Here is a 1527-nt window from a genome sequence, read left to right on the forward strand (position 1 = left end):
TCACGCCGCGCTCGTACAGCTGCCACGCCATCACCGAGGGGAACGCGATGTTGTCCATCTGCTCGCCGCCCCACCGGGTGCGGCCGTCGATGTAGGTGTTCTGCGGGAGGAACCCGTCGTCGTCCTGTTGGGTGTTGTACAGGTACGTCAGGGCGTCGGCGCCGCGTTCGAGCTCGTCCATCTCGATCAGCGCCGTGAACACCTGATAGAGGTCCCGCGACCAGACGAAGTTGTAGCCGTAGCCGCGGTTCTCCGCGGCGTACTCCGTCTCGCCCCACGGGACGGAGGGGCTGGCGATGCCCGCCCCGTCGTGGGCCTTGTCCTCGACGGCCGCCAGCGTCATCAGCGCGAATCGGTACTGCGCCGCGAGGTCGGGGTCGGCGGCGACCGAGTCGGGGAGCTCGCGGTCCGCGAGCCACGACCGCCACGTCTCGGCGTACGCGTCAGCGGCCTCGTCGAAGCCGCGCGCGAGCGCTCCCTCCGCCTCGCCGAGCGCGGCCGCGGTGTCCGAGTCCTCGGCGAACCCGAGCGCGACGGTGTCGGACACCGACTCGCCGCTCCCGACGAGGCCGGCGAGGACGACGTTGCCGGCCGCCTCGCTCGACTCCTCGCCGCGCTCGCCGTCCCCGAACAGCGCGGCCGCCGCGTCGCCGCCGGCCGCGAGCGCGCTCGCCCAGTCGAACTCCTTGCCACTCGCCAACGCGAGGGCGGGTGCGAACGGCTCGCCCTCGTCGTCGACGAGTTTGCCCGCGTCGCGGTCGGGGTCGTCCTTCTGCGCGAGCAGGTGCGCCCCGGCGTCGCCGTCGACGCGCTCGGCGCGGTCGTCCGTGCCGACGTTGGCGATCGTCGCGTCGGCGAGCGCGTACACGTCGTACTCGCGGCTCCCCTCGAAGCGGACGTCGGCCAGCACCGCGGTCCCGTCGGTGTCGACCGCGTACTCGACGCGGAGCGTCCAGCCGTGGCCGTGGCCGTCGCCGGTCTCCCGGATCCGCTGGACGTACGCGAGCGCGTCGTCGGCCGCCGGCTCCGTCGTCCGCTCTATCGTCTCCGTCGACGAGACGTGTCCCGTCTCGTCGAACGTGCGGATGGCGTAGTCGGAGTCGGGGTCGGCGACGAGGAAGTCGAACGTCCGCACGTTCATCACGTCGATCCGCGGGAACCGCGCCTCGGTGAGCGCCCCCTCGGTGAGCGTGAACCACACCGGCACCGGGTCGTCGGCGTCGTAGTCGGCCGGCGTGCCGACGCCGAACTTCCGGCCGGTCGTCCAGTGGGGCGCCGCCTCGGGGCCGGTCTCGCGGTCGTGCGGGACCGGGAGCTCCCCGTGGCTCGCGAGCGTCACCGTCGCGTCGATCCGGAGCGCGTGCGACCACGCGATCGGGGTCGCGCTGTCGAGGTCGCCGTCGTCGAACGCCTGCTCCGCGAACAGCCCCGCCTCGTTGACGAAGGGACCGTCGGGCCCACACAGCGCGTACAGGTCGCGCGCGTCGGCGAACAGCGGGCCGGCGGCGCCGCCGCGCTCCTCGACGA

Annotated in this window: 1 protein-coding gene; it reads right to left on the reverse strand. The window is 73.3% G+C overall.

The window, feature by feature from the left end; genetic code table 11:
• Positions 1 to 1527, reverse strand: a 1527-nt coding sequence (locus tag B9G38_RS17180) for a glycoside hydrolase family 15 protein (RefSeq protein WP_343125083.1), incomplete at both ends; no start/stop codon positions are given.

This window comes from Halorubrum sp. SD612, from assembly GCF_002135005.1.